General features: G+C 67.9%; 25 protein-coding genes (1 of these 25 running past the window's edge). 19 read left to right on the top strand and 6 right to left on the bottom strand.

Annotated elements, in window-relative coordinates; translation table 11 throughout:
- The first annotated feature begins 15 nt into the window (after positions 1 to 15).
- The gene (locus GST15_RS07325; RefSeq protein WP_159016614.1) at positions 16 to 498 is read left to right on the top strand and encodes a hypothetical protein; all 483 of its coding nucleotides are present in this window, start codon (positions 16 to 18) and stop codon (positions 496 to 498) included.
- Positions 499 to 531: 33 nt separating this feature from the next.
- On the opposite strand, the gene GST15_RS07330 is transcribed toward GST15_RS07325, so the two are convergent.
- A complete protein-coding gene (locus GST15_RS07330; protein WP_159016615.1) occupies positions 532 to 669 on the bottom strand; it encodes a hypothetical protein in 138 nt (45 codons plus the stop codon).
- 657 nt (positions 670 to 1,326) lie between these two features.
- Between GST15_RS07330 and hemN the strand changes: the two genes are divergently transcribed.
- The 12 genes from hemN (at position 1,327) to GST15_RS07390 (ending at position 13,170) form a co-directional block, all read left to right on the top strand.
- Positions 1,327 to 2,727: an oxygen-independent coproporphyrinogen III oxidase gene (gene hemN, locus GST15_RS07335; protein WP_159016616.1), complete on the top strand. Its 1,401-nt coding sequence runs from the start codon at positions 1,327 to 1,329 to the stop codon at positions 2,725 to 2,727.
- A gap of 16 nt (positions 2,728 to 2,743) precedes the next feature.
- A complete protein-coding gene (locus tag GST15_RS07340) occupies positions 2,744 to 3,496 on the top strand; it encodes a helix-turn-helix domain-containing protein (RefSeq protein WP_233263099.1) in 753 nt (250 codons plus the stop codon).
- A gap of 830 nt (positions 3,497 to 4,326) precedes the next feature.
- Positions 4,327 to 5,820, top strand: a complete 1,494-nt coding sequence (ccoN, locus tag GST15_RS07345; protein ID WP_159016617.1) for a cytochrome-c oxidase, cbb3-type subunit I — start codon at positions 4,327 to 4,329, stop codon at positions 5,818 to 5,820.
- Between the two features lie 7 nt (positions 5,821 to 5,827).
- Complete coding sequence (gene ccoO / locus GST15_RS07350) at positions 5,828 to 6,442, top strand: cytochrome-c oxidase, cbb3-type subunit II (protein ID WP_159016618.1); 615 nt, start codon at positions 5,828 to 5,830, stop codon at positions 6,440 to 6,442.
- A 1-nt stretch (position 6,443) separates the two neighbouring features.
- Positions 6,444 to 6,584: a cbb3-type cytochrome oxidase subunit 3 gene (locus tag GST15_RS07355; RefSeq protein WP_159016619.1), complete on the top strand. Its 141-nt coding sequence runs from the start codon at positions 6,444 to 6,446 to the stop codon at positions 6,582 to 6,584.
- Positions 6,581 to 7,516 carry a cytochrome-c oxidase, cbb3-type subunit III gene (gene ccoP / locus GST15_RS07360; RefSeq protein WP_159016620.1) on the top strand — a complete coding sequence of 312 codons (936 nt, stop codon included), beginning with the start codon at positions 6,581 to 6,583 and terminating at the stop codon, positions 7,514 to 7,516. Before GST15_RS07355 ends, ccoP begins: the two co-directional genes overlap by 4 nt.
- The gene (locus tag GST15_RS07365) at positions 7,513 to 7,800 is read left to right on the top strand and encodes a hypothetical protein (protein WP_159016621.1); all 288 of its coding nucleotides are present in this window, start codon (positions 7,513 to 7,515) and stop codon (positions 7,798 to 7,800) included. The genes ccoP and GST15_RS07365 overlap by 4 nt, the downstream gene beginning before the upstream one ends.
- 6 nt (positions 7,801 to 7,806) lie before the next feature.
- Positions 7,807 to 9,357 (top strand): 4Fe-4S dicluster domain-containing protein, encoded by a 1,551-nt coding sequence (locus tag GST15_RS07370; RefSeq protein ID WP_159016622.1) that lies wholly within the window; start codon positions 7,807 to 7,809, stop codon positions 9,355 to 9,357.
- Entirely contained in the window at positions 9,357 to 9,857 is a 501-nt protein-coding gene (locus tag GST15_RS07375; protein WP_159016623.1) for a FixH family protein, read from the top strand. The genes GST15_RS07370 and GST15_RS07375 overlap by 1 nt, the downstream gene beginning before the upstream one ends.
- Positions 9,858 to 9,861: 4 nt before the next feature.
- Entirely contained in the window at positions 9,862 to 12,285 is a 2,424-nt protein-coding gene (locus GST15_RS07380; RefSeq protein WP_159016624.1) for a heavy metal translocating P-type ATPase, read from the top strand.
- The gene (gene ccoS, locus GST15_RS07385; protein ID WP_159016625.1) at positions 12,282 to 12,455 is read left to right on the top strand and encodes a cbb3-type cytochrome oxidase assembly protein CcoS; all 174 of its coding nucleotides are present in this window, start codon (positions 12,282 to 12,284) and stop codon (positions 12,453 to 12,455) included. The genes GST15_RS07380 and ccoS overlap by 4 nt, the downstream gene beginning before the upstream one ends.
- Positions 12,445 to 13,170, top strand: coding sequence for a sulfite exporter TauE/SafE family protein (locus GST15_RS07390; RefSeq protein ID WP_159016626.1), 726 nt, complete (start codon positions 12,445 to 12,447; stop codon positions 13,168 to 13,170). Before ccoS ends, GST15_RS07390 begins: the two co-directional genes overlap by 11 nt.
- Before the next feature lie 5 nt (positions 13,171 to 13,175).
- On the opposite strand, the gene GST15_RS07395 is transcribed toward GST15_RS07390, so the two are convergent.
- On the bottom strand, positions 13,176 to 13,946 hold the full coding sequence (locus GST15_RS07395) for a cyclic nucleotide-binding domain-containing protein (RefSeq protein ID WP_159016627.1): 771 nt from the start codon (positions 13,944 to 13,946) through the stop codon (positions 13,176 to 13,178).
- A gap of 131 nt (positions 13,947 to 14,077) precedes the next feature.
- Here GST15_RS07395 and GST15_RS07400 point away from each other — a divergent pair, with 131 nt between their 5' ends.
- The 3 genes from GST15_RS07400 (at position 14,078) to GST15_RS07410 (ending at position 18,157) form a co-directional block, all read left to right on the top strand.
- Positions 14,078 to 16,396 carry a nitric-oxide reductase large subunit gene (locus GST15_RS07400; protein ID WP_159016628.1) on the top strand — a complete coding sequence of 773 codons (2,319 nt, stop codon included), beginning with the start codon at positions 14,078 to 14,080 and terminating at the stop codon, positions 16,394 to 16,396.
- Positions 16,397 to 16,511: 115 nt separating this feature from the next.
- Positions 16,512 to 17,738: an NnrS family protein gene (locus tag GST15_RS07405; protein ID WP_159016629.1), complete on the top strand. Its 1,227-nt coding sequence runs from the start codon at positions 16,512 to 16,514 to the stop codon at positions 17,736 to 17,738.
- The gene (locus tag GST15_RS07410; RefSeq protein WP_325064767.1) at positions 17,735 to 18,157 is read left to right on the top strand and encodes a SirB2 family protein; all 423 of its coding nucleotides are present in this window, start codon (positions 17,735 to 17,737) and stop codon (positions 18,155 to 18,157) included. The genes GST15_RS07405 and GST15_RS07410 overlap by 4 nt, the downstream gene beginning before the upstream one ends.
- A 1-nt stretch (position 18,158) precedes the next feature.
- On the opposite strand, the gene GST15_RS07415 is transcribed toward GST15_RS07410, so the two are convergent.
- Positions 18,159 to 19,385 (bottom strand): MgtC/SapB family protein, encoded by a 1,227-nt coding sequence (locus tag GST15_RS07415; RefSeq protein ID WP_199268731.1) that lies wholly within the window; start codon positions 19,383 to 19,385, stop codon positions 18,159 to 18,161.
- Positions 19,386 to 19,618: 233 nt separating this feature from the next.
- On the opposite strand from GST15_RS07415, the gene GST15_RS07420 reads away from it, so the two are divergent.
- From GST15_RS07420 to GST15_RS07430, 3 genes are read left to right on the top strand one after another with little or no spacing between them, the layout of a single operon-like run.
- Positions 19,619 to 20,281, top strand: coding sequence for an alternative oxidase (locus GST15_RS07420; RefSeq protein ID WP_159016631.1), 663 nt, complete (start codon positions 19,619 to 19,621; stop codon positions 20,279 to 20,281).
- A gap of 24 nt (positions 20,282 to 20,305) precedes the next feature.
- Positions 20,306 to 22,366 carry a pyridoxal phosphate-dependent decarboxylase family protein gene (locus tag GST15_RS07425; protein ID WP_233263100.1) on the top strand — a complete coding sequence of 687 codons (2,061 nt, stop codon included), beginning with the start codon at positions 20,306 to 20,308 and terminating at the stop codon, positions 22,364 to 22,366.
- A 5-nt stretch (positions 22,367 to 22,371) separates the two neighbouring features.
- On the top strand, positions 22,372 to 23,481 hold the full coding sequence (locus tag GST15_RS07430) for a PLP-dependent cysteine synthase family protein (protein WP_159017097.1): 1,110 nt from the start codon (positions 22,372 to 22,374) through the stop codon (positions 23,479 to 23,481).
- 23 nt (positions 23,482 to 23,504) lie between these two features.
- On the opposite strand, the gene GST15_RS07435 is transcribed toward GST15_RS07430, so the two are convergent.
- From GST15_RS07435 to fabA, 3 genes are all read right to left on the bottom strand, one after another.
- On the bottom strand, positions 23,505 to 23,966 hold the full coding sequence (locus GST15_RS07435) for a DnrO protein (protein ID WP_159016632.1): 462 nt from the start codon (positions 23,964 to 23,966) through the stop codon (positions 23,505 to 23,507).
- Positions 23,967 to 24,058: 92 nt separating this feature from the next.
- Entirely contained in the window at positions 24,059 to 25,285 is a 1,227-nt protein-coding gene (fabB, locus tag GST15_RS07440; protein WP_267902546.1) for a beta-ketoacyl-ACP synthase I, read from the bottom strand.
- 1 nt (position 25,286) lies between these two features.
- On the bottom strand, positions 25,287 to 25,674 hold the 3' portion of the coding sequence (gene fabA, locus GST15_RS07445) for a 3-hydroxyacyl-[acyl-carrier-protein] dehydratase FabA (RefSeq protein ID WP_159016633.1). Its footprint extends 104 nt past the window's final position; 388 of the gene's 492 nt are visible here — the last part of the coding sequence; its start codon lies beyond the right edge, outside the window — the gene reads right to left on this strand; its stop codon occupies positions 25,287 to 25,289.

The raw sequence follows: 25,674 nt of genomic DNA on the forward strand, positions 1-25,674 counted from the left end.
ACACGCCGGTCAAAAATGACCGATTCGGTCAGCCAGCGGGAGGCACTGGAGGCCCCCCTAGCGGAGGCGCTCGCCAGCATTGAACGGCGCCAGAGAGAGAACGCTAAACGGAAGCCTAAGACCGACGCCCAGCGGAAACGGGACGCGGTCAAGGCACGGCTCCGAAGTTGCGGAAAAGGAATAGACGACCTGGCCGCGGACCTGGAACGGGCTCACGGCGACAAGTCCGGGACATGGCACTACGCGATGTTGCCGCTGTTCGAGTCGCGGATGCGGGGTGCGCCGTACAGGCCCGGGCTGCTGGATCAGTTCGAGCGCATCGAGCGAGAGGCCAAGGAGGGGTGCGAGCTATCGGCCGCCTTCATCGAGACATACGGGCCGCTGCTGCGCCTCTGCGAGCACATGCGCCACCTCAGGCCACCCCCCAGGGCTCCGGACTACGACCCCCTGGCATTGCTGACGCCGGACCAACGGGAATGGATCAAAGGGGCCGGATGATCGGCCCCTCCATTCCTGCCCGTACTAGAGCACCTAGCGGATCAGGTCGACGATCAGCCGCCAACCAAAGGCGGCGAGCTCAATGCATCGGCCGTAGGGCTGGGGCGACGACGCGAATCGCGGGGCTTGTTCTGAGGAGAACAGTGTTTCAGTAGCGAATTGCAGACGCATGGCGGTGTCTCCTGGTGTGGTTGGGGTGGTCTCCCTTGGTTTCGCCCGAAGCTACACCCGGAGGATTCTGAGGTGGTCCCGTGCAGGGAACTAAATGCGGGGGGACGCCGGCGCGGTGCGAGAACCGTTTATCTCCCCGCCAGTTTTAGGCTCCCGGGAGCGTTCCAGGCGGTGCTACATTTCCGCTCGAACAGCGGACGCAACTGGTTGAATATGCTGGTGCAGGGGATAGCCACCGCGCTTCCACCCATAGCCACCAATCCTTGCAGTCCTGGAATCGACGGCATTCCGCTCGTTGTTGGCTCGTGCCACGCGGGTGCGTCCACGCACCAGGATGCCTTCCCGCTGCAACCTGACGACGGTAGACCCGCATTCCCCACCTTGGGCCACGCGGATTCCCGATCGCGTCCGGGGTCACGCCTGCTCCCGTGGCAACACCGTCGGCAACGATGGATGATGGAATTCCCGCCCGTATTGGCGCAGGCCGGCCCCACTCGCCGCATCGGTACCTGGCCGTCATCGTTGGCCACAGCGCGGTTGCTCTGGATGCCTGCCAAGCGAGATCGCGTGCGTGTGTGTCGGCTCGTCGACGCCGACGCCGTTGCGAATTGACCCGGGTCAAGGCGGTCGGCCGCGAAGCCCCCTAACGTCGCAGACATGGCTACCTCTTCCCCTGTCGATGCGGAACTGCTGCGCCGGTACGACCGGCCCGGTCCGCGCTACACCTCGTACCCGACGGCGCCGCAGTTCAGCACCGGCTTTGGCGAGGCGCAGCTGCGCGAGGCCGCGCTGGTCAGCAACGGGGACCCGATCCCGCGGCGGCTGTCGCTGTACGTGCACGTGCCGTTCTGCATGAGCCCGTGCTTCTACTGCGGCTGCAACCGGATCATCACCCGCGACCTGTCGCGCGCGGAAACGTACCTGGCACGCCTGTATCGCGAGATCGACATGACAGCGGCGCTGTTCGACCGCGATCGCGAAGTGATCCAGCTGCATTTTGGCGGTGGCACGCCCAACTTTCTCTCGCCGGCGCAACTGCAGGACGTGGTCGACTGCCTGCGCCGGCATTTTTTGTTTTCGTCATCGCCCGAGCGCGACCTGTCGATCGAGCTGGATCCACGTTTCATCTCCGCCAGCGACGTGGCTGCACTGGGCGCGATCGGTTTCGACCGCGCCAGCCTCGGCGTACAGGACTTCGATCCGCTGGTACAGGATGCGGTCAACCGCGTGCAGAGCGTCGAGGAAACCCGCACGGTGGTCGATGCCTGTCGTGCGAATGGATTCCGCTCGGTCAACATCGACCTGATCTACGGCCTGCCAAAACAGAATGCCGCCGGATTCACGCAGACGCTGGATACGGTCATCGACATGCGTCCGGACCGGCTCGCCGTGTACAGCTACGCGCACCTGCCGGAGCTGTTCAAGGCCCAGCAGCAGATCGATGCCGCCGACCTGCCCGATCCGGACACGAAACTGGGCCTGCTGCAGCTTGCGATCGACAAACTGACGCAAGCCGGATACGTCTACATCGGCATGGATCATTTCGCGCTGCCCGATGACGCGCTGGCGCAGGCGCAGGACCGCGGCAACCTGCACCGGAACTTCATGGGCTACACCACGCACGCCGACAGCGACCTGATCGGCCTGGGCGTCAGCGCCATCAGCCATATCGGCAACAGCTTCAGCCAGAACCCGCGCGACCTGCCGACCTGGCAGGCGGCCATCGATTCCGGACGGCTTCCGGTCGCCCGGGGCATGTCCCTGAACGAGGACGACCAGCTGCGCGCGGACCTGATCCAGCAGCTCATGTGCCAGGGCGAGATCCCGGTGGCGGCGCTCGAACGCCGCTACGCAATCGATTTCGACACGTATTTCGCCGACGCCCTGCTGCAGCTCGAGCCGCTTGCCGCGGACGGCCTGGTGCGGCGCGAACCGGGCCGGATCCTCGCCACGACGCGCGGCCGCCTGCTGTTGCGTAATATTGCCATGTGCTTCGACCGATACCTCTCCCAGCCAGCGGCCACCAGCCACACGCCACGGTTTTCCCGCGCCATCTGATCGCGGTGGATCGGTCGTGAGCGATACCGCCTTCCCGCGCACCGACCGGCGGATCCTCGCCGATGACGGTGATGCCCTGCGCTTCTGCAGCACCTGCGCGTTTTCGCAGGCCTGCCTGGCCGAGGGCATGGACAAGAACGCGCTGCTCGACCTGCATGTGCTGGTCGAGCACGTCGGCCCGCTGCACGCCGGCGACCACGTGTTCCGCGAGGGCGATCCGTTCGAAGCCATTGCCGCGGTGCGTGCCGGCACGGTCAAGACCTACGTGGTCGATCGCGATGGCCACGAACACGTGCTGGGATTCCACCTGCCGGGCGAGGTCATCGGGCTCAATGCGATCGATGGCCATACGTATCCCTGCAACGCGATCGCACTGGATACGGTGATGCTGTGCCGGTTTTCGTTCCCGAAGATCTCGGTGCTGGCTACGCGCGTGCCCGGGCTGCAGCAGCATCTGTTCCGGCTGCTCAGCCGCGACATCGGCAATGCCGCATTGCTGGCTGGCGACTGGTCGGCCGACCAGCGCATGGCCGCGTTCCTGATCGCGCTGTCGCGCCGACTCGCCGCCCGCGGCTTCTCGGCCGATCGCTTCCAGCTGACGATGGCGCGAACCGACATCGCCAACTACCTGCGCCTGGCGCCGGAGACGGTCAGTCGCGTGCTCAAGCGATTCCAGGACGAAGGCGTCCTGAAGGTCGATCGGCGCGAGATCGAACTGGTGAAGCGCGCGCAGCTTGAGGCTTTGGCTGCGCCGATCCTGAGGCACTGACCGATTTTTTTCTTCGCTTTAAACGCTTTCGCCGTTGGCGAGTTACTTTTCTTTGAGAGCCACAAAGAAAAGTAACCAAAAGAAAGTGGCTTTCCCCGATCACAGCTCACTTCACTGGGCGTAGGCAGTCGTGATTTTCCGACTCGCCATCCATGGCTCGGTCGGAAAACGGCGCGCGTCCTGCGCGCCGCCCTCCGGGTCTGCGGGGTGCAGCAGTGCCCGCATATCGTTAGCGGCAACGGCGGCGACCGCGATGGATGCGCGTCGTCGCCAAGCGGACCGCGTAACCGCTTTCGCAGGAGTTGCGGCAGCTGCGATCGGGCGCTTCGACGCTCGTGAAGGCCGCAACGCGACGTATCGCGTCGCAGCTGCCACAACTCCCATTAGGGGCCAGCCCTTTGCCAATCTCGATGCCGATGACGCCGCCGGCGTGGGCGTGCGCGGACACCATTCATCCTGCCCTTGCCGCTGAAGATGTGGATCGAGCCGCGTGCTATGCCCACCCGGAGGGCGGCGCACATGGATGTGCGCCGTTTTCAGCCGAGCCAGGATGGCGAGTCTGAAAATGGCCGATCCACTCGCTAACCAAGTGAGCCCTGATCGGGAAAGCGCCCTTTCTTTTGGTTACTTTTCTTTGGGCGCTATCAAAGAAAAGTAACTCGCCAACGGCGAAAGCGTTTAAAGCGCCGCAGGCAAGCCCGACGCGGCGATCCGTAGTCATGGATCTCCGGGCGGCGAGATCGCCTCCGCCCACGCTTGTCTTGATTTGAATCAAGCTCGGCCCCGCGCGCCTCGCTGAAAATACGCGCGCCAACGCCCCGGGGACTTCCATGACCGCCAACCCAGCTACCCCACCAGCGCGCCAGGCGGAGACAGCGCCGACCAGCGGGTTCTACAACGACAGGGTCGTCCGCCAGTTCGCCATCGCCACGATCCTCTGGGGCATCGTCGGCATGGCGGTCGGCGCCTTCATCGCCGCCCAGCTGTATTGGCCGGCCCTGAACTTCGACACGCCCTGGCTCAGCTATGGCCGGCTGCGTCCCCTGCACACCAATGCCGTGATCTTCGCCTTTGGCGGCAGCGCGTTGTTCGCCACCAGCCTGCACATCGTGCAGCGCACCTGCCATGTTCGGTTGATCTCCGACCGGTTGGCGGCGTTCGTGTTCTGGGGTTGGCAGGCGGTCATCGTGGCGGCCGCCATCACCTTGCCGATGGGCATCACCCAGGGCAAGGAATACGCCGAACTCGAGTGGCCGATCGACCTGCTGATCCTGGTCGTGTGGGTCTGCTACGGCGTGCTGTTCTTCGGGACGATCGCCAGGCGCAAGGTGAAGCACATCTACGTCGCCAACTGGTTCTACGCGGCGTACATCATCGCCATCGGGCTGTTGCACGTCGTCAACAACCTGGCGATCCCGGCCGGATGGGACAAGTCGTATCCGATCTACAGCGGCGCGGTCGACGCGATGGTGCAGTGGTGGTATGGCCACAACGCGGTGGGCTTCCTGCTGACCGCCGGCTTCCTCGGGATGATGTATTACTTCGTGCCCAAGCAGGCCAACCGGCCGATCTATTCGTACCGGTTGTCGATCGTGCATTTCTGGGCGCTGATCGCGGTGTACATGTGGGCCGGACCGCACCACCTGCACTACACCGCGCTGCCGGATTGGGCGCAGTCGGTCGGCATGGTGTTCTCGCTGATCCTGCTGGCGCCCAGCTGGGGCGGCGCGCTCAACGGCATCCTCACGTTGTCGGGCGTTTGGCACAAGCTGCGCACCGATCCGATCCTCAAGTTCCTGATCGTCGCGATCAGCTTCTACATGATCGCGACTTTCGAGGGGCCGATGATGTCGATCAAGACGGTCAACTCCCTGAGCCATTACACCGACTGGACCATCGGACACGTGCACGCCGGTGCGCTGGGCTGGGTGGCGATGATCACGATCGGATCGCTGTATTCGATGCTGCCGCGCCTGCTGGGCCTTCCGTCGATGTATTCGACGAAGTGGATCGACCTGCACTTCTGGATGCACACGCTGGGCGTGGTGTTCTACATCGCCGCGATGTGGATCGCCGGCGTGACGCAGGGCCTGATGTGGCGCGCGACCAATGCCGACGGCACGCTGACCTACAGCTTCGTCGAGGCGCTCGCCGCCACGTATCCGTATTACCTCGTGCGCCTGGGCGGCGGATTGCTGGTCCTGGCCGGGATGCTGCTGATGGCCTTCAACACCTGGAAGACCTACGCCCTTGCGAAGCAACCCGCGCAGCAACCCATCCTGCCGCCGCATGCCTCCGAGGCACTGGCACCGACGGTCGCCTGAGGACGCCATGACCAATCCACATGAAAAGATCGAGCGCAACGTCGGCCTGATGGCGGTGCTGATCGCGATCGCGGTGTCCTTCGGCGGCCTGGCGGAGATCGTGCCGCTGATGTACCAGGCCGAGGCGATCAAGCCGCTGCCGGGGGTGAAGCCCTACCCGGCGCTGCAGCTGGCAGGGCGCGACATCTACGTGCGCGAGGGCTGCTACAACTGCCACTCGCAGATGGTGCGCACGCTGCGTTTCGAGACCGAGCGCTACGGCCATTACTCGCTGGCCGGCGAGTCGGTGTACGACCGCCCGTTCCAGTGGGGATCCAAGCGCACCGGGCCCGACCTGGCCCGCATCGGCGGACGCTATTCGGACGACTGGCATCGCGTGCACCTGAACAACCCGCGCGACGTCGTGCCGGAGTCGAACATGCCGTCGTTCCCGTGGCTGGCGCAGACGTCCGTCGATGGCCAGCGCATCGCCACGCACATGCGTGCGCTGCAGCGCCTCGGCGACCCGTACTCGGATGCCGAGATCGCCGCCGCACCGGCCGACGTGGATGGCAAGACCGAACTCGATGCCGTGGTCGCCTACCTGCAGGCACTCGGCACGCACGCACCGCGGGGAGGCTGAGATGCTGTCGGGAATCATCACGCTGCTGCTGTTGCTGCTGTTCCTGACCGGATGGGCCTGGGCGTGGCGTCCCGGGCGCCGGGCGGAATTCGACGCCGCCGCGCGCATGCCGCTGGAAGACGACCGGGAGCCGCTGCGATGAGCACCGGCTGGTCCTGGTACGTGATCGCACTGGTCGCCTTCAACATCGGCGGTTGCGCGTGGCTGCTGTGGTGGACGGCGCGCCGGCGTCCGGGTGATCCCGCGCCGACCGACACCAGCCATGTATGGGACGGCAACATCACCGAATACAACAAGCCGTTGCCGCGCTGGTGGATCAACCTGTTCTACCTGACGATCGTGTTCGGCATCGGCTATCTCTTCTGGTTCGGGGGGCTGGGCAAGTACGCCGGTTACAGCCACTGGTCGTCGCGAGGCGAACACGCGCGCGACAAGGCGGCGGCCGATGCGCGCCTGGATGAAACCTTCGCGCGCTTCAAGGGCCAGCCCATCGACGTGCTGGCGCGCGATCCGCAGGCGTTGGTGCTGGGACGTTCGATCTTCAGCAACACCTGCGCGGGCTGCCATGGCTCATCGGCGCAGGGCGCGATCGGCTACCCCAACCTCAGCGACGACATCTGGCATTGGGGCGGCGCTCCGGATCGCGTGCTGCAGACCGTGCTGGATGGCCGCGACGGCGTGATGCCGCCATGGGGCAAGGTGCTGACGGGCATGGGTGGCGCCAACGCGGTCGACTATGTCGCCGCCTATGTGCGCACGCTGTCCCACCCGGATGAGCTGAGCCGGGATTTCCTGGCGGCGCAGGGCAAGCCGCTGTACGACAACATCTGCGTGGCGTGCCACGGCATCGATGGCAAGGGCAACCAGCAGATGGGCGCGCCCGACCTCACCGACCGCTACTGGCTGTACGGCGACAGCAGCGAGGTGATCGCGAAGACAATCCGCGACGGCCGCCACGGCGTCATGCCGGCGCATCGCGCACTGCTAGGCGAGACGCGCGCGCGCCTGGTGGCGGCCTATGTCTGGTCGCTGTCCAACCCGCCACGCAAGGCGGCAGCGGGCGCGTCGCCATGAGCGGCGTGCCGGACCCCGCGCCGCGGCCGCTCGCGCAGCGCCTGGGTGCGGTGTTGTGGCCCAGCTTCTTTGCCGCTGGCGTGTCGACGATGGTGTTCTTCGCCTTCATCGACCCGTTGCAGCTGCGCGACATGACGTTTCCCGACATCGCCATCTCGCGCGGCGTGGGTTATTCGATCGGGTTCTTCATGTTCTGGATCGCGACCGCCGCATCGAGCCTGTTCACCTGGATCCTGCTGCGTCCGGCCAGCCGCTTCAATCGCGCGCTGCCGCCGGACAATTGAACGACGATGAGCCGCCGCATCCCCATTGAAGTGCTGGCCCCCGAGGCCGGCTCGCTGTACGCCAGCGAAAAGAAGGTCTATCCGCGCGACGTTGCCGGACGCCTGCAGAACCTGCGCATCGCCGCGGTGATCTGGTTGCTGGGGATGTTCTACGCATTCCCGTGGCTGCGCTGGGACGGCCGCCAGGCGGTGCTGTTCGACCTGCCCGCGCGCAAGTTCCACGTGTTCGGGCTGACGTTCTGGCCGCAGGATTTCCTGTTCCTGGCCCTGCTGCTGATCATCGCGGCGCTGGCGCTGTTCTTCTTCACCGCGCTGGCCGGCCGGCTCTGGTGCGGCTATGCCTGCCCGCAGACGGTGTGGACCGAGGTGTTCCTGTGGATGGAACGCTGGACCGAGGGTGACCGCGCCAGGCGCATCAAGCTCGACGCGGCACCGTGGAGCGCCACCAAGCTGCTGCGCAAGGGCGCCAAGCACACGCTGTGGCTGGTGTTCGCGCTGTGGACCGGCTTCACCTTCGTCGGATTCTTCACGCCCATCACGCAACTCAGCGCGCGCCTGCTGGCGCTGCAATGGGGCGGCTGGGAAACCTTCTGGGTGCTGTTCTACGCATTCGCCACCTGGGGCAATGCCGGCTTCCTGCGCGAGCAGGTGTGCAAGTACATGTGCCCGTACGCGCGCTTCCAGAGTGCGATGTTCGATCGCAACACGCTGATCATCGCCTACGATCCGATGCGCGGCGAACCGCGCGGCCCGCGCAAGCGCGGCCTGCCCAGCGTGCTCGAGCGCGCCCGCGGCCTGCTCGACAAGATCACCGCCTACGATTACGTCTTCCGCGCCGCGCAGCATCCGACCGCCGCGGACAACCGGTTGCAGGCGCGCGGCACGATCACCTTCGACACGGCCGCCGCGGAGGCGCAGCCACTGCCGAAATTCCCGATCGATGCACTGGGCGACTGCATCGACTGCACGATCTGCGTGCAGGTCTGCCCCACCGGGATCGACATCCGCAATGGCCTGCAGTACGAGTGCATCGCCTGCGGCGCCTGCATCGACGCCTGCGACGACGTCATGGACAAGATGGGCTATCCGCAGGGCTTGATCCGGTACACCACCCAGAATGCGATCGATGGCAAGCCGACGCGGCTGCTGCGACCGCGCATCATCGTGTATGGCGCCATCCTGGCGACACTGGTGCTGGGCTGGAGCTGGGGCGTCACCCACCGCAGCATGCTCATCGCCGAAGTGCTGCGCGACCGCAATGCGCTGTACCGCGACGCCGGCGACGGCGAGATCGAGAACAGCTACACGCTCAAGCTCGTCAACAAGACCGACCGTCCGCAGACCTATCGCCTGACGCTCGACAATGCGCCGCCCGGCGTCGAGTTGGAGCACGCCGCCAGCACGATCCGTGTGGGCGCCGGTTCGGTGGTGTCGCAGCCGATCACGCTGGAAGCGCCCGACAGCGTCCGCGGACGGCATGCGGTGCGGTTCATGGTCGTCTCCCTGGACGGCAGCCTGCGCGCCGTCGTCGACAGCAGTTTCTTCGGACCAATGTGATGGACAAGACGCGTTCACCCTGGCGTGAGCCGATGGTGTGGTTGCTGGTCGCGTTGCCGCTGTCGGCCGTGGTGGCAGCGTTCGCGCTGCTGTTCGCGGCGGCGCGCAGCAGCGGCAACAACGACCTGGTCGCCGATCCGGTGCAGCAGACCGGCCAGATCCAGGTGGCCGACCTCGGGCCCGACACGGTTGCGCAGCAGCGTCAGCTCAGCGCGGTGTTCCACGTCGGCGCGCGTAGTGTCGAAGTCATCCCGGTGACCGGTGATTTCGATCGGCATGCCGGATTGCGCTTGTCGCTGCGCCACCCCGCGCGTGCCGCATCCGATCGCGAACTTGCCCTGAAGCCATCCACCAATGGCTGGCAGGCGATGACCGCCGTGGATGCGAGCCACGACTGGATCGTGCGACTGTCGCCCGCCGATGGCAGCTGGCGCATCGAAGGGCGCCTGCCCCGGCAGCAGCGCGCGGTGCGCCTCGCACCGCGACTGGCGCCGGATTGAGGTGATGGCAGTGCCGGCCCTGGCCATCGACGCGGTGTCGGACAGCGCGCTGCAGGCAACGCAAGCGACGTGCTACCACTGCGGCGAGGCGGCGGCGAACGGCGTCGAGATGGTCTTCGAGCAGGCGCCGCGAACCTTCTGTTGCGAGGGCTGCGCGGCTGCGGCGCAATGGATCGGCGATGCCGATCTCGGCGACTACTACCGCCTGCGCAGCAGCAACGCCAGTCGCGTCGATGCCGCAGCGGTGGATCTGGGCGTCTGGGATCGCGAAGACCTGCTCGCCGGACACGCACGCGCGATCGATGGCGGTCGCGAGATCACCCTGCTCGCCGACGGCATGCGCTGCGCCGCATGCGCATGGCTGATCGACCGCGCGCTGACCCGCCAGCCCGGCGTGCTGGAAACCAGCGCCAATGCCGTGACGGGCCGCATCCGCCTGGCCTGGGATCCGGCGCGGACGAGCCTGTCGCGACCGCTACGATCCCTCGTCGCGCTGGGCTATCGGCCCTACCTCGCCACCGGCACCGCGCACGAAGACAGGCGCCGGCAGGAACGCAACCGATGGCTGTTGCGCCTGGGAATCGCCGGCCTTGGCGCGATGCAGGCGATGATGTTCGCCGAGGCGCTGTACCTGGACACCGCGCGACAGATGCCGTTGCCGACGCGCGATTTCCTGCGCTGGGTGACGTTCCTGGTCTCCACGCCGGTGGTGTTCTATTCCGGCTGGCCGTTCCTGGCGGGCGCATGGCGCGAATTGCGCCATCGCCGGCCGGCAATGGACACGCTGATCGCCGGATCGACGCTGCTGGCGTACCTGGCGAGCCTGGTCGAGACCCTGCGCGGCGGTCCGCACGTCTGGTACGACGCCGCGGTGATGTTCGTGTTCCTGCTGCTGGTGGCGCGCATGCTCGAACAACGCGCGCGCGGCATCGCCAGCGCCCAGGTCGATGCGCTGGCGCGGGCGCGTCCCGCGCTGGCGACGCGCGAGCTCGCCGATGGCCGGCGCGAATCCATTGCGTTGTCCGCGCTCGATGCCGGCGACGTCGCCTGCGTGGCCGCGGGCGAGATCGTCCCCGCCGATGGCGTCCTGCTGGACCGTGCGGCGCGATTCGAGGAAGCCCTGCTCACCGGCGAATCGCATCCGATCGACAAGGCTGTCGGCGAGCGCATCCTCGCCGGCACCATCTGCCGCGACCGCCCCGTGCGCATGCGCGTCACCGATGTCGGCGCCGCCACCCGCCTGTCGCAACTCACCGCCCTGGTCGAGCGCGCGCAGTCGCATCGGCCCAGGCTGGCGCTGCTGGCCGATCGCGTCGCCAGCCGCTTCGTCGCCGCATTGCTGCTGGTCGCCGCAGCCACCTGGCTGGGCTGGCACTGGTACCAGCCCGGGCGCGCGTTCGAGGTCACCCTCGCCCTGCTGGTCATCAGCTGCCCGTGCGCGCTGTCGCTGTCGGTGCCGGCCGCGCTGGCTGCCGCACATGGCGCCCTGGCCCGCATCGGCGTGCTGGCGGTGCGCCCGGAGGCGCTGGAGCGGCTGGCACGCGCGACCGACGTGGTCTTCGACAAGACCGGCACGCTCAGCGACGGCGTGCCCGCGCTGGTCGACGTGAGCACCTTCGACGGCTTCGATCGCGACACGGCACTGCGCATCGCCGCCGCGCTGGAGCGCGACAGCGGCCATCCGCTGGCGGCGGCCTTCACCGGCATCGACACTGCGGCGGACGCATCGATCTCCACCGACGTTGAAATGATCGCCGGTACCGGCGTGCGCGGACGCATCGATGGCGTCGAATGGCGGCTGGGGCATGCCGGGTTCGCCGCCGGACGTGCCGATGACGACGCGATCTGGCTGGGCGATGGCGCGCACGCGGTCGCGCGCTTCCTGGTGCGGGAGTCCCGGCGCGCGGATGCGGGCGCGATGGCCGACGCGTTGCGCGGGCTGGGCCTGCAGCTGCACCTGTCCAGCGGCGATGCCATCGCGCCGGTGTCGCGGCTTGCCGCCGAAGTCGGCATCGCCGACGCCAGCGCGCGACAGACACCCGAGGACAAGCTGGCTGCGGTGCGCCGGCTGCAACAGCGCGGACGGATCGTGGCGATGGTTGGCGACGGCATCAACGACGCGCCGGTGCTCGCCGGCGCCGACGTCTCCATCGCGATCGGCGCCGGCGCCGCACTGGCACAACGCGCGGCGGACCTCGTGCTGACCGGTGATGGGCTGCTACGGATCCCGCAGGCGATCGCGCTGGCGCGCCGCAGCCAGCGCGTGATCGCGCAGAACCTCGGCTGGGCGATCGCCTACAACCTGCTGGCCGTGCCGCTGGCGGCGGCCGGCATGGTGACGCCGTGGATGGCGGCACTCGGCATGGCCGTGTCCTCGCTCACGGTCACCGCCAACGCACTGCGGCTGACGCGGGCGCCCGCTCGATGAACATCCTGTTGCTGCTGGTACCGATCAGCCTGCTGTTGCTCGGCGTGGCGATCTGGGCCTTCGTGTGGGCCGTGCGCCGTGGCCAGTTCGACGACCTGGACACGCCGGCGCTCGACATCCTCGTCGACGACGAGCACGACCAGCCGCCGGGGCGCAGCCGTGCCGATTGACTGGCTCACCCTGGGCGCGGCCGCGCTGACAGGCCTGATGGGCGGCGTGCACTGCGCGGCGATGTGCGGCGGCATCGCGACGGGTTTCTCCGCGATGGCTCCGCGCACGGGCTGGCGGCAGGCGCTGGAACCCAACCTGGGACGCGTGCTGGGTTACATCGCGGCGGGCGCGCTGGCTGGCGGCCTGGGCGGCGGCGTGCTGCGCGTTGCCCGCAGCGAATGGCTCGCCCTGGGCCTGCGGATGGCGGTCGGGGCCGTGCTCGTGGTCGCGGCGCTGCGGCTGCTCGATCGTCGCGGCCGGCTGTCGTTCTTCGCTGGCGGCGGCGGTGCGCTGTGGCAACGCCTGCGGCCGCTGCAGCGGCGCCTGTTGCCGGCCAACACCACGCCGCGACGGCTCGCACTGGGAATGCTGTGGGGCTGGATGCCCTGCGGCTTGAGCACCACCTTGCTGGCGGCGGCCTGGTTGCAGGCCGATGCCGTCAACGGCGCCGCGACCATGGCGGCATTCGGCCTGGGCACGCTGCCGGTGATGTTGCCGCTGACCTGGTCCGGCGCGCGGATCGGGCAGCGCCTGCAACGCGGTGGCTGGCGGATGGCGGCCGGCTCGCTGGTGTTGTTCGCCGGCCTGGTGACGCTGTCGGCACCATGGTTGATGCAGATGCCCGCCCTGCATGGCCCGCTGGCGGCGCTGGGCTGTCGCCCGGCGCCGCACTGAGTCGCTCAGCGCGCGCCGCGTCCCATGCGGTGTTGCGGAGGCGGCGATTCCTGCCCATGCGCGAGGCGCGCCAGCTCGACGCTGTCCAGGATTTCCACGTGCCGCCCCTGCACCGCGATCACCCGGTCATCCTGCAGCCGGCCGAAGCCGCGACTGACGGTTTCCAGGGCAAGGCCGAGGAAACGCGCGATGTCCTCCCGGCTCATCGGCAGGCGGATGTCGCTGCGCGACATGCCGATGTGGTGCAGGCGTTCACCCAGCCCATGCAGGAACAACGCGATGCGCTCGTTGGCCTGGCGCTTGGCGAGCATTTCCATGTGGTCATGGTCGCGATCCGCGCTCTGGCCGATGACCCGCAGCAATTGCTGCTGCAGGCTGGGCAACATCGCGGCGATGGCGGTCAGGTCGTCGAAGGGGACTTCGCAGACGTTCGCGCTGGTCAACGCCACCGCCTCGCAACGGTGCGCGCCGGAGCCCAGCGCATCCAGGCCCATCAGCTCCCCGGGCAGGTGGAAGCCCATGATCTGCTCCTCGCCATCCTCGCTGGTGCTGATCGTCTTGAAGGCGCCATCGCGCGCGACATAGACGGACTCCAGGGAATCTCCGGGGCGGAACAGGCGCTCACCCGGCTGCACTGCGCGGCGTCGCCGGACGATTTCGTCCAGCCGCGATAAATCCGCCGGCGCAATGCCCGCGGGCAGGCACAACTGCCGCAGCGTGCACTGCGTACACCCGCGCCGCAGCTGGACCAGATCGAAAACAAGGGGCGTCGCCATGCGTCAATGGTGACACGCGGCCAAGCTGGGCTCCATCGGCCAGGGCGGGGCCGTTGGCTGGCTTGACCTGAATCATGGCGGCCATGCGGGCCCGGCTCGACCATGCAGGCCATCCACACCGGAGATCTCCCATGAGCAACACCAGGAAGCTGTGGCTGGGCCTTGCCGCCTTGCTGCTTGCGTCGTTTTCCGTCCTGTTGTGGTCGGGGGGGCAGATCTTCCGCGCCGCGCCGCCCATTCCCGACAGGGTCCTGGCGAGCGACGGCAACGTCGTCTACACGAAGGCGGACATCGAGGAAGGCCGCGAGGTCTGGCAATCGATCGGCGGCATGCAGCTGGGGTCGATCTGGGGCCACGGCAGCTATGTCGCGCCGGACTGGAGCGCGGACTGGCTGCATCGCGAGGCGACCGAACTGCTCGACATCTGGGCGCGACGCGATGGCGGCATGGCCACGTACGCACAGTTGCCCGCCGAGCAGCAGGGCGCCCTGCGCGCACGCCTGCAGCAGGTGATGCGCACCAATACCTACGATCCAGCGGCCGGCACGATCACGCTTGGACTGGACCGCGTCATGGCGCTGTCCAACGTCGCGGCGCATTACGAAAGCCTGTTCGGCAACGATCCGGCGACTGCGAAGCTCCGCGAGGACTACGCGATGAAGGATTCGACGGTCGACACCGTCGAACACCGGCGCGCGCTGACCGCCTTCATCTGGTGGACCGCATGGGCCGCGACCACAGAGCGCCCGCGCGACGCCGCGGCGGCAGCGGGCGACGTGGCCAGCAAGCAGGTCACCTACACCAACAACTGGCCGAGCGAACCGCTGGTCGGCAACACGCCGGCGCCCTCGCTGTGGGCGTGGTCGGCCTTCAGCGTGCTGTTCCTGATCGCGGGCATCGCCATCCTCGGCTGGCACCATGCGGTGACCCATGCGCGCGGAGAGGCGCCGCACACGATCCCGGCAAACGATCCATTCGCGACCTTGCGCATCACCCCGTCGATGCGCGCGACGGCGAAATATTTCTGGGTGGTGCTGGCGTTGTTCCTGGCGCAGATCCTGCTCGGCGCGATCACCGCGCACTACCAGGTCGAAGGCCAGAAGGCCTACGGCTTCGTCCTGTCCAATTACCTTCCCTATTCGCTCTCGCGCACCTGGCACACGCAACTGGCGGTGCTGTGGATCGCGGTGGCGTGGCTGGCCACCGGCCTGTACATCGCGCCGGCACTATCCGGCCATGAGCCGAAATACCAGCGGTTCGGCGTCAACTTCCTGTTCGTCAGCCTGCTGCTGATCGTCGTGGGTTCGTTCACCGGGCAGTGGTTCGCGGTGATGCAGAAACTCGGGCTGAAGTACAACTTCTGGTTCGGTCACCAGGGCTGGGAATACGCCGACATGGGCCGCTTCTGGCAGATCTACCTGTTCGTGGGCCTGCTGCTGTGGGTCACGCTGGTGGGACGCGCGCTGTGGCCGATCCTGCGCGGCCCGGCGACCGAATCCAAGTCGATCGTCGCGCTGCTGTTCGCATCCACCGCGGCCATCGGCCTGTTCTTCGGCGCGGCGCTGATGTGGGGCGAGCACACGCACATCTCCGAAGTCGAATACTGGCGCTGGTGGCTGGTGCACCTGTGGGTGGAAGGCTTCTTCGAGGTGTTCGCCACCGCGGTGATGGCGCTGATCTTCACCCGCCTGGGCTTGATCAAGACGTCCACCGCGACCGCGACGGTGCTGTTCGCGACGATCGTGTTCATGGCCGGCGGCGTGCTCGGCACGCTGCACCACCTGTACTTCGTCGGCACGCCGATCTCGGTGGTGGCGCTGGGCGCAAGCTTCAGCGCGCTGGAAGTGGTGCCGCTGGCCTACATCGGCTTCGAGGCCTACCACACCTGGAAACTCGGCCAGGCGACGCCGTGGATGGCGCGCTACCGCTGGCCGGTGATGTTCTTCATCGCGGTGTCGTTCTGGAACCTGGTCGGCGCCGGGCTGTTCGGGTTCCTGATCAATCCGCCGCTGTCGCTGTATTACATGCAGGGCCTGAACCTGACGCCGCTGCACGGCCACACCGCGCTGTTCGGCGTGTACGGCATGCTCGGCATCGCGCTGATGCTGTTCTGCCTGCGCGGCCTGCGTGGGCAGATGGTCTGGGATGCGCGACCGCTGAAGATCGCCTTCTGGGCGCTCAACATCGGCTTGTCGATGATGGCGGTGTTCACCCTGCTGCCGCTGGGGATCCTGCAACTGCTGGCGACGATCGAGCATGGCTATGCCTACGCGCGCTCGGCGGAGTTCATGCAGAAGCCCATCGTCGCCATGCTGATCTGGATGCGCGTGCCCGGCGACACCATCTTCAGCATCGGCGCACTGTCGCTGGCGTGGTTCGTGCTGCGGCTGTGGATCGCGCCCACGCGCGAGAAGCTGCCGGCCAGCGGCGTGGATCACGTCCAGCCCTGAGAGCCTGTCGCGAATGCTGTAGACAAGGGGCGGCCGATGGCCGCCTTCCTGTTGGGCGGGCAGGCGGCTGACCTGCGTCAAGGCAGGCCTGCGGTCGCGACGACACACTGATGCCATGCAGAAGCAAACGACGACCGTGAACGTGGGCCCGCGCATGCTGGGCCAGGCCCCGCATCGCCTGATGTTCTTCATCGGCGCGAGCAACCTGATGCTGGCGATGGCGTGGTGGGCGACGTGGCTGCTGACCACGCGCTGGCCGCTGTTCGGCCTGCACCAGCCATCGCCCTACGCCGGTTGGCTGCATGCCTTCGTCATGCAATACCAGGTGCTGCCGAGTTTCTTCTTCGGTTTCCTGCTGACGACGTTCCCGCGCTGGATGGGCCAGCCGGACATTCCGCGCTGGCGCTTCCTGCCCGTCGGGATCGGCCTGTTCGGCGGGCAACTGACCACGCTGGTGGGCGCGGTGTCGAATGACGTCGGCATCGTGGTCGGCGCCTTCATGACGCTCGCCGGATGGAGCGCAGGGCTGCTGGCGCTGGCGCAACCGCTGCTGCGCGAGACCGGCACGACTTGGCATGCGCGCTCGTGCTTCGCGGCGCTGCTGCTGGGTTGGATCGGATTGCTGGCGTGGATCGGCTTCCTGCTCGGTGCGTCGCCGCTGTGGGCATTCGCCAGCATCAAGATCGGCAGCTTCGGCCTGCTGCTGCCGGTGTTCGTGACGGTGGCGCACCGGATGTTCCCGTTCTTCGCGGGCAGCGTCGTGGCGGGTTACAGGCAGTGGCGGCCGCTGTGGGTGCTGGCGGTCTTCTGGGCATTGGTGCTGTTGCACCTGGGCCTCGAACTCACGCATGGCTACCGCTGGTTGTGGTCGGCCGACCTCCCGCTGCTCGCGCTGACCGCGACGCTGCTCGTGCGCTGGTGGCCGCGCGGCCCGAAGCCGGCGATCCTGGCGGTGCTGTTCATTGCCCTGGCGTGGTTGCCCGTGGCATTCGCGCTGTATTCGGCACAGTCGATCGCGTATGCGGCGACCGGGATGTTCTGGCTCGGACGCGCGCCGGCGCACGCACTGTTCATCGGATTTTTCGCCAGCGTGCTGGTCGCGATGGTGACGCGGGTGACGCAGGGCCATTCCGGCCGCCCCCTGGTCATGCCGCCGGTCGCATGGTTCGCCTTCGCCACGATCCAGCTGGTCGCGGTCGTTCGCGTGATCGCGGAAATCGCGCCGGACCCGATGGCCTGGCAGGCGCTCGCCGCGTGCGGCTGGCTGCTGGCGTTCGCGCCGTGGGTCGCACGCATCGGCCGCATCTACCTGTCGCCACGCGCGGATGGCAAGCCCGGATGAGCGAGGCATCCGCACTGATGGCCTTCTACCCGCAGATCAAGTGGGTGCATGTCGCGGCCATCTCCACCAGCGGTACGTTGTTCGCGCTGCGTGGCGCGCTGCTGCAGGCCGGCAAGCCGCGCTGGGCGATGGCGGCGCCGGTGCGCTACCTCAGCTACACGGTCGATACCGTGCTGCTGACGGCGGCACTGATGTTGCTGACGCTGCTGCCCGGGGCGATGTTCGCGAATGGCTGGCTGACCGTGAAGCTCTCGCTCGTCGTGCTCTACATCGTGCTGGGCGTGTTCGCGCTCAACCGGGCGACGACACCGCGTGGCCGCCTGCTGGCCTACCTGGCGGCGCTGGCGACGTTCGCCACGATCTACTCGATCGCCCGCAGCCACCAGCCGCTGGGCTGGTGGTGGATGTTGTCGCACTGACTCACTGCAGCCATGCCGCAATCGCGAACGCAGCCACCATCAGCACGATGCCCGGCAACAGCCTGAGGCCGTAACGCCGGCCACCGCTGACGAAGGCGAACACGAGCTTGGACGCGGAATTGGTGGCGAATGCCGCCAGCACCGCCGGGACCGCCGCCGCCGCATCGATGCGCCCGACCGCGACCAGGCGCGCGGCGCCGACCGCGGCGGCGTGCACGTCGGCGATCCCGGATACCGCCAGCGTCGCGTTGAGTGCGGTGGGACCCAGCCACTGCAGCATGAGCGCCGACAACAGCATGACGCTGGCGACGACCGCCACGAACACCAGCGCATGCCTGGGCTGGAAGGGGCGACCGATGGCGACGCTGGCGTCCGCGGACTGCCGCAGGCCTCGCCAGCCTGCGGCCGCCGCGAACACCACGATGGCGACGCCAGCGGCGATCAGCGGCACGGCCAGCGCGCGCAGGAGATCGGGCGCCAGCAGTCCGGTCAACAGGGCGAGTTGCACGACCGTGCTCACGTTGGACAGCAATGCGGCATTCGCGCAGGCGGTGGCCAGCGCGGGTGCTTGTTTCGCACGCGAGCCGAGGCTGGCGATGGTGGCGGTACTGGACACGAAGCCGCCGGCAAAGCCCGCAAGCAGCAGGCCACGGCGCACGCCGAACAGTCGCAGCGCCACGTGGCCGGCGGCGTTGATCGCCATGACGATCACTGCCAGCGTCCACAACTGCCGCAGGTTGAGGACCTGCCACGGGTCGATCGCGCGGTCCGGCAACAGCGGCAGCACGATCGCGGCGGCGGCCGCCAGCAACAGCGCATCGTGCAGTTCCTCCTCGCTCAGCACCTGGCTGACGAAACGATGCAGCCGCGACTTCGCGGCGAGCAGGATCGTGACGGTGACGCCGATGCCAGCGGCCAGCACCACCTCGCGCATCGCCAGCACGCCGAGCAGGAACACCACCAGCATCGCCACTTCGGTGGTCAGTCCGGGATCCTGGCTGCGACTGTGGCGATAGCTCGCCAGCGCGGCCAGCGCGACGAAGGCGCCGCCGACCGCCATGCCGACCTCGCCCACCAACGCGCCAATGCTGCCCGCCAACGCGATCAGCGCGAAGGTGCGGACGCCCGCGGCCCGCCGCGTCGCGCCTTCGCCCTTGCTGCGCTCGCGTTCGACACCGACCAGCAGGCCGACGCCAAGCGCCACCAGCAGTCCGGGCAATTCATCCATCGGCAACATGCATCGAGCTTGTGCCATCGACGCGCACCGGCGCAAGCCACGCGTGGATGACGCGACACCGGACGACGGCGCCGCGCAGCCACACGGGCGATCACGCTTGACCCAGGTCATGGTCGCGTCTTCACCCACTTCATACAGTGCGCATGCGGGCTCCGGATGCGAAAGCGCACATGTCCGCCGCCGGTCGCGCAAGGGCGCGCCCGCGCCATCATCGGAGAACAGACATGACCCCCCGCCTTCCCGTCGATCCCGCGATCCCCCTGGACATCCATCAACCGGCGCGCGACTGGTCCGACCACGTCGCGCTGGGCATCACGCGTGGCCTGCGCTTACTCGCGGATACCTTCTTCGCCAAGCGCTACGGCAATCGCGCGATCGTGCTGGAAACCGTCGCCGCCGTGCCCGGCATGGTCGGCGCCGCACTGATCCACCTGCGCTGCCTGCGCTGGATGCGCGATGACGAAGGCTGGATCCGCACGTTGATGGACGAAGCCGAGAACGAGCGCATGCACCTGATGACCTTCATCGCGGTCGCGCGGCCGAACTGGCTGGAGCGCTCGCTGGTGCTGGTGGCGCAGGCGTTCTTCTTCACCTTTTTCCTGCTGCTCTACATCGTCTCGGCGCGCACCGCGCACCGACTGGTTGGCTACTTCGAGGAGCAGGCCGTCGTCAGCTATACCCAGTACCTGGAGGAGATCGACTCCGGCCGCGTGGAAAACGTCGCCGCGCCGCAGATCGCGATCGCGTACTGGCGCCTGCCTGCCAGTGCACGCCTGCGCGACGTCGTGCTCGCGGTGCGCAACGACGAGGCCGGGCATCGCGACGTCAACCATGGGTTTGCCGAGCAGCTGCGTCCGGCAGCGGCCCAGCGCATCCAGCGCGCGTGACCGCGCCCCGGACGCCGGCTGGCCATGACCATGCGTGACGGCGCATCGCAGGCGACGACAACGATCGCATCGCAGGGTTGCGATGCGTCGCCTGCGCCCGATGGCGATCCCGCGGATCCGGCGCGGCGCATGCTCGACGCCTGCTTCCTCGGCCCATACGCCGAGAACGACGGCATGCTCGAGCGGCTGGTCGTGGAATTCCTGCGCGACCACGTGTACTGGCGCCGCAACTTCCATCCCGAGGATCCGCCGGCGATCCCGACAACGGCCGCGCAACACCCGGAATACCAGGCCTTCGAAGCGCGCCTGCGGCGTGAGCTGCACCAGCTGTCCGCCGCGCTGAAGAAATCGGTGCCCTTCCACAGCCCGCGCTACATGGGCCACATGGTGTCGGACCTGCTGATCCCTGGATTGGCGGCGCAGATGCTGACCCTGCCCTACAACCCGAACAACGTCAGCGAGGATGCGGCGCCCGTCACCGTCGACATGGAGGTGCAGGTCGGCCTGCAGCTGGCGCGGATGCTGGGTTATCCCGACGACACGACGCGCGTGGACTGCGCATTCGGACATCTCACCTCGGGCGGTACGCTCGCCAATTACCAGGCGCTGCGGCTGGCGCTGGCGTTGAAGGCATTCCCGGTGGCCTTGCGTGCCGCGAACGTGCCGGATCTCACGCTCCCGGACGACGACTGGGCCGCATTCAACCTGGGGCACGACGGCGGCATCGCGCTGCTGGAAGCATGGACCGCGTGGCTCGCCAGCCTGGACAACGCCGCGCGGCGCGAGTGGCGCGAGCGCGTGCAGGCGCAGCGGCTCGAGCATCTGGGCCTGGTCGAATTCCATGCCCGGCATCCATCGTTGCGCGTGCCGCGGGTGCTGGCGCCGATCACCGCGCATTACTCCTGGAGCAAGGGCCTCAAGCTGCTTGGGCTTGGCCGCGACCAACTGCAGTTGCTGCCCGAGCGCGGCATGCGACTGGACGCCGACGCACTGGCCGAAGCGCTCGATGCCTGCGCGCGCACGCGCCAGCCCGTGCTCATGGTCGTCGCCGTGCTGGGCACGACCGAATACGGCACGGTGGATCCGGTCGATGCGGTCGTCGACGCGCGCGATCGCTGGCTGTCGCGCGGCCTGGGCTTCGGCGTACATGTCGATGCCGCCTGGGGCGGCTACCTCGCGACGTTGTTCCGCAACGCCGATGGCAGCCTGCGCACGCGCGATGAAGTCGGCAAGGGTTTCCGGCGCTTTCCGCAACCGGAAGTGCATGCCGCGTTCGCGGCGCTGGCGCGCACCGATTCGATCACCGTCGACCCGCACAAGCTGGGCTACCTGCCTTACGGCGCCGGCGCCTTCATCGCCCGCGACCACCGGCCGATGGCATTGCTTGCCGAGGCGGCCGACTACGTCTTCCACGGCACCACCGCCGACGACTACCTGGCGCGCTACCGGCAGCTGGGGCAGTTCATCCCGGAAGGCTCGAAATCCGGCGCTGCCGCCGCCGCGGTCTACGTCACCCACAAGGTCCTGCCGCTGGACCATGCGCACTTCGGCCTGCTGCCGCGACAGACGGTGCTCGCCGCCGAAGCATTCGACGCGCGTGCGGCGGTGTTCGCCCGCGAGGTTGCCGACGTAGTGCACGCCAGGGTGCCATTCGCACCGGACAGCAACCTGGTGTGCCTGGCATTGAATCCGGTCGGCAACACCGACATCGCACGCGCCAACGCCTTCGTGCGCGCGCTGCACGACGAGCTGCGCAGCGACCCGCGCCAGCCGCTGCAGCTCAAGCAGTTCTTCGGTTCTGTCACCACGCTGCGCGCCGAGGCGATGGGCCCGCGCCAGATGCAGCGCATCCTCGACGCGATCGGCCTCGACGCGATCGGCCTCGACGCGATCGGCCTCGATGCAGCCGGCCTGCCGTCCGCCACCGCGGGCGCGGACGGCGATGCGGATCGGCTGGTGATCCTGCGCCACACGCTGATGAACCCTTACCTCATCGATCGCGAGAACGGCATCAGCTACATCGACCTGTACTTCGAGCATCTCCAGCGCCGGGTGCGGGCGTTGTTGTCGGGGGGCTGGCAGTGACGTCGCTGCACCCTGTCATCGCGACACCCGGCGGCGCGGCGCAGGCACGCGCCTGGAGCAACCACGCGTTGCTGCTGCTGCGCCGCGAAGCCGCGCGCTCGGCCGACACGCACCTGCTGCACCTGGATATCCCGGCCTTCCGTGACATCCGCCTGTACTTCAAGGACGAGTCCTCGCATCCGACCGGCAGCCTGAAGCATCGACTGGCGCGATCGCTGTTCCTGTACGCGCTGTGCAATGGACGCCTGCAGGCCGGCCAGGCCGTGGTCGACGCGTCGTCGGGCAGCACGGCGATTTCGGAGGCGTGGTTCGCACGGATGCTCGGATTGCACTTCATCGCGGTGATGCCGGCATGCACCGCGCCACGCAAGATCGCCGACGTGCAGGCGCTTGGCGGCCAGTGCGACCTGGTCGACGACCCCGCCGACGTGCATGCGCGTGCTGCCTGGCATGCCGCGCGCGGCGCCTGCCACCTCGATCAGTTCGGCCTGGCCGAACGCGCGACCGACTGGCGCGGCAACAACAACATCGCCGAATCGATCCTGGGGCAGCTGGAGCAGGAAGCGGATCGAGAGCCCGAATGGATCGTCTGTGGTGCGGGCACCGGCGGTACATCGGCGACCATCGGCCGCTATGTGCGCTATCGCGGCCTGCGCACGCGGCTGTGCGTCGCCGAGCCGACCGGCGGCGCCTTCGCGCAGGGCTGGCGCAGCGGCGACCGCGCCGCCCGCGCCAGTCGCCCGACCGTCATCGAGGGCATCGGCCGCAGTGGCGTCGAGCCCGGCTTCCTGTTCGACATCGTCGACGACGTCATCGAAGTGCCGGACGAGGCATCCATCGCCGCGGCATGGGAACTGGAACGCCTGTTCGGCCGGCGCTACGGCGGCTCGTCCGGGACCAACCTCGTCGCCTGCCTGCAACTTGCCGCGCGCATGCATGCACGCGGGCAGCGCGGCAGCATCGTCAGCCTGCTGTGCGATCGCGGCGAGCGCTACGACGGGACATTGTTCAACCCGGACTGGCTGCGCAGCCGGCAGCTCGACATCGCACCGTGGAGCGCGGCCCTGGAGGCGACGCTGGCGGACGGCCGCTGGTACGACGTCGCGCCCGGATAAGGATGTTGCAGGACTGGACGGGGTTACTCAGCTCCGATCTGCCAATCCGGGTCATCGAACAACGCTGGATAACGCTGCAGTGCAAGACGCATCGGCGCGATCGCCGCCACGTCGGCCGGGTCTGACTGGATCGCCTGCGCGCCCCGCATCAGCTCGGCCAGGATCGGATGCAGCGCGGCATCGGCCTTTGGTGCGAGCTTGCAGTGCGACACCACGAAGCCGACGTCACGCTCGATGTCCCCGGCGAGCACGACCGCCTGCTGCGGACCGATGTGGCCATGCTGGTAATGCTCCAGGCCGAGGACTTCACGCCGGATCCGGCCCATTCCCTCGCGTAGTGCCGGGTCGGCCTTCCACCGCGCCGTCGCTGCTTCGGTGCCGGTGGACGGCGCGACAACGACGTCGTGCGCATGGGTCTGCGCCAGTGAGGTCGCGGACACCGCCAGCAACGCGGTGGCGACAACAGACAGGATTCTCGTGGCCATGTCGATTCCCTCATGTGGCCATCAGTGGCCACCGGGGCATCCTCGCGCCGGCACGTACCGGCGTCCATGACCCAGGTCAACCGCGCGACGCGTCAATCCAGCTTGCGGAACACCAGCGTGCCGTTGGTGCCGCCAAATCCGAAGCTGTTGGACATCACCGTGCGCAGTTGCGCGTCGCGGCTCTCGCGCAGGATCGGGAAGCCTTCCGCACGCGGATCGAGCTGCTCGATGTTCGCCGAGCCGGCAGCGAAGCCGCCCTGCATCATCAGCAGGCAATAGATCGCTTCCTGCACGCTGGCGGCGCCGAGCGAATGCCCCGACAGCCCCTTGGTCGACGACAGCGGCGGCACCTGTCCACCGAAGGCCTCGCGCACGGCTTCCAGCTCGACCAGGTCGCCCAGTGGCGTCGAGGTGCCGTGCGTGTTGAGGTAGTCGATCGGCGTGTCGACGCCGGCCATCGCCATCTGCATGCAGCGCACCGCGCCTTCGCCCGATGGCGCCACCATGTCGACGCCGTCGGATGTCACCCCATAGCCGACAAGCTCGGCGTGGATGCGCGCACCGCGTGCGACGGCATGGTCGTAGTCCTCGAGCACCAGCATGCCGCCGCCGCCAGCGATGACGAAGCCGTCGCGGCCGACATCGTATGGCCGCGAGGCGGTGGCGGGGGTGTCGTTGTGGTGCGTGGACAGCGCGCCCATCGCATCGAACTGCGAGGTCATGCCCCAGGCCGCCTCTTCGCCGCCGCCGGCGAGGACGACGTCCTGCATGCCGTGGCGGATCATGTCGGCGGCCGCGCCGATGCAGTGCGCCGACGTCGCGCAGGCCGCGGAGATCGAATAACTCACGCCACGGATCCCGAACGCGGTCGCCAGGTTCGCCGACACCGTCGAGCACATCGTGCGCGGAACCATGTACGGGCCGATCTTGCGCACGCCGCGATTGCGCAGCAGGTCGCCGGTCTCGATCTGCCAGTACGGTGAGCCGCCGCCGGAGCCGGCGATGACGCCGGTGCGCGGATGGTGCACGTGCTCGTCCTGCAGGCCGGCATCGGCGATCGCATCACGCATCGCGATGTAGCTGTACGCGGCGGCGTCGCCCATGAAACGCTTGAGCTTGCGGTCGATCTGGCCTTCCAGGTCGATGTCCGGGACGCCGGCGACCTGGCTGCGCATGCCGAGTTCGGCGTATTCCGGGATGAAGCGGATCCCCGACCGCAACGTACGCAGCGATGCGGTCACGCTGGACTGGTCGTTGCCCAGGCAGGACACGATACCCATGCCGGTGACGACGACGCGCTTGTGCGATGCCTGTGCCACGTCAAAAACCCTCCGTCGATCCGAACAGTCCCACCCGCAGGTCGTTGGCGACGTAGATCTCGCGACCATCGACCAGCGTGCGGCCATCGGCGATGACCAGCGAAAGCTTTCCGCGCATGACGCGGCGGATGTCGATCTCGTAGCTGACGAGCTTGGCGTCGGGGTTGACCTGTCCGCTGAATTTCACCTGGCCGACGCCCAGCGCGCGTCCGCGACCGGGTTCGCCGAGCCACGGCAGGTAGAAACCCGCGAGCTGCCACATCGCGTCCACGCCCAGGCATCCCGGCATCACCGGATCGCCTTCGAAATGGCAGGCGAAGAACCACAGGTCCGGGCGGATATCGAGTTCGGCGCGGATCACGCCCTTGCCGTTGCGGCCGCCCTCGGTG

The sequence above is a fragment of the Cognatiluteimonas profundi genome (assembly GCF_009792795.1).
In the GTDB taxonomy this organism is placed as follows: Bacteria; Pseudomonadota; Gammaproteobacteria; order Xanthomonadales; family Xanthomonadaceae; genus Cognatiluteimonas; species Cognatiluteimonas profundi.